4 protein-coding genes are annotated in these 2415 nt (G+C 64.1%); 2 read left to right on the top strand and 2 right to left on the bottom strand.

The features are described 5' to 3' along the window. Window positions 1-99: 99 nt before the first annotated feature. On the top strand, window positions 100-417 hold the full coding sequence (locus ACXJKR_RS29935; protein WP_457325937.1) for a hypothetical protein: 318 nt from the start codon (window positions 100-102) through the stop codon (window positions 415-417). Window positions 418-603: 186 nt separating this feature from the next. Here the strand turns inward: ACXJKR_RS29935 and ACXJKR_RS29930 are convergent, their stop codons facing one another. Together ACXJKR_RS29930 and ACXJKR_RS29925 are read right to left on the bottom strand one after the other, a co-directional pair. After that, a complete protein-coding gene (locus ACXJKR_RS29930; RefSeq protein ID WP_457325936.1) occupies window positions 604-1038 on the bottom strand; it encodes a hypothetical protein in 435 nt (144 codons plus the stop codon). Between the two features lie 102 nt (window positions 1039-1140). After that, complete coding sequence (locus ACXJKR_RS29925) at window positions 1141-1602, bottom strand: Lrp/AsnC family transcriptional regulator (RefSeq protein ID WP_457325938.1); 462 nt, start codon at window positions 1600-1602, stop codon at window positions 1141-1143. A gap of 131 nt (window positions 1603-1733) precedes the next feature. Here ACXJKR_RS29925 and ACXJKR_RS29920 point away from each other — a divergent pair. Beyond that, the coding region (locus tag ACXJKR_RS29920) for a cysteine desulfurase family protein (RefSeq protein WP_457325935.1) at window positions 1734-2415 on the top strand (682 nt) is incomplete at its 3' end.

The following is a 2415-nucleotide window of genomic DNA, read 5'->3' as shown; positions in this document are numbered from 1 at the left end:
GGCGGAGGCCGAAAAGCAGACCTGGGCGGTGATCGATGGTCTGGTGCATATCGCAACTGCGAGTGCAACGTCGGGTGTATCCACTTTCCGGGAGTTCGCATGAGCGAGAGCGAGAGCGCAATTCCGGCCGAAGGCAGGATGTTCACGATTGAGGAGTTGGCGGCAGCTCTCTTTACTTGCCATGGCATCACGACGGGCTTGTACCAAGTGGGTTGCAGTTTGCGGTTTGCAGGCGCAACGATGAATTGGCAGCCGATGGGCTCGGAAGGTTTTCATCCCACCGCGATGGTTGGTATCGAAGCAATCGGACTCAAGCCGGTGGACAAGCCGGGCGTGTTGGTTTTTGACGCTGGCCAGCTCTCTAGGGCTAAGCCGGCTGCGAAAAAGCGAGCGTCGCCGCGGAAGGTTCAACCTTGAGTCTTTAGGGGAACAAAGGGGGGAACACGGAAGGGAGAACCGCTGGACCTCTAGCACTGGCGCGGCCTACATTGAACTGTTCAATCTCCATCAGCCCCAAATGAAGCAAGGACCTGGAAGCGAAAGCCTCCAGGTCCTTTTTGTTTTTGGGCAGCCGCCGTACGCGCCGTACGGCCGGGTCACGCCTCAGCGCATCGTGTATCCGCGCCCGTCCATGCAGGCTTCGACGGCGCGCTGGAACACGCCGGCGTCGGACATGGCGGCCTGCTGAGTCGTCGCCCAGCGGTTGCATTCGCGGCTGTCGGCTTCCAGTTGGACGCCGCTCTGGCCGTTGCGCGGATAGATGATCGGCACGGCACGTGACGRCTGGGTGTAAACCGGTTGCACGGGCTGCACATACACCGGCTGCGGTGGCGGGGGCGGCGGCACATAGACCACCTCGCGCTCAGCTTGATTCGCCATCGCGATCAGCGGCACCGCCACTGCCAGGCCGAGGACCAAGCCACCGAGACCGGGGCCGCGGTGATGATGGTGATGGTGGTAGTAGCGGGGGCCGGCGCTCGCCAGGCCTTGGGCGGCCAGCAGGGCCAGAACAACAGAGGCGCGGACAAGGGTCTTCATGACAGGCTCGCTCAGGTCGAATGCGGTGAACTTAACGCTGCAATGCCTGTACGGTGTACTGCGGCTGCCCGCAATTTGCAACACGTCGTAGCAAATGGCGCGTCAACCGGCATAGCCCAAGGGCAATGCCGTCGTCAGCTTGAGTTCCTCCATGGCGAAGCTGGAGCTGACGTCGCGCAGCTGAGTGCCGGCGATGAGGCGCTTGTAGACCCTGTCATAGGCGGCAATGTCGGGCACCACCACCCGCAGCAGATAGTCCACGTCGCCGCTCATGCGATAGAACTCGACGACCTCGGGGATGGCCTGCACCGTGGCCTTGAAGGTCTCGAACCAATCCTGGCTGTGGGTGCTGGTGCGCACCGAGACGAAGACGGTGACGCCGACATTCACCTTCTGCGCGTCCAGCAGCGCCACCTGGCGTGTGATGACGCCCGATTCCTTCAGACGCTGGATGCGCCGCCAGCACGGCGTCGTCGACAGGCCGACCTGCTGCGCCACCTCGGCCGTCTGAAGCTCGGCGTTCTGTTGAAGGATTTCGAGGATGCGGATGTCTATGGAATCCAATTTCATAGATTCGATCATATAAAGTATTGCATGCTCGGCTCGGGCGATTGAAAGCCGGCTTGTGCAAACCGTTTGTGCCCAATGCTGGCAACAATACCGCCAGCGCATCCACTGCCGCAGCGGCCAGCACCATGGAAATCTATCTCGACGCCAACGCCACCACGCCCGTCCTGCCGCAAGCCCGCGAAGCCGCCATGGCCGCGATGGCCGATGACTTCGGCAACCCCAGCAGCGTCCACAGCACCGGGCTGAAGGCGAGGGCGCTGATGGACGGCGTTCGGGCCCGTGCTCGCCGCGTGCTCGGGGCGAGCTCGGGCAAGCTGCTTTTCCTCAGCGGAGCGACGGAGGGCATCCAGACGGCCGTGCTGTCGGCGCTGAGCGCCTTGAGGGACGTGYCAACCCGGCCCAAGCTGCTGCTCTACGGCGCCACCGAGCACAAGGCGGTGCCCGAGGCCATCAAGCACTGGAATGCGCTGCTCGGCCTGAACCTGCAGGTGCTGGCCATTCCCGTCGACCGCGACGGCCGCCATGACCTCGCCTGGCTGCGCGAGCACGCACCGCGCGCCGGCCTCGTCTGCACGATGGCGGCCAACAACGAGACCGGCGTCATCAGTGACCTCGGCGGCATCGAGCGGGCGCTTTCCGGCAGCGCCGCGCTGTGGATGGTGGACGGCGTGCAGGCCCTGGGCAAGTTGCCGCTGCGCCTGGCCGAGCGCCGCATCGACTACGCGCCATTCTCCGGCCACAAGCTCTACGCCCCCAAGGGTATCGGCCTGCTCTATGTGCGTGAAGGCGCGCCCTTCACGCCGCTGC

The sequence above is a fragment of the Roseateles sp. P5_E11 genome (genome assembly GCF_054049355.1).
This window is presented reverse-complemented; position numbering and strand designations above follow the sequence as displayed.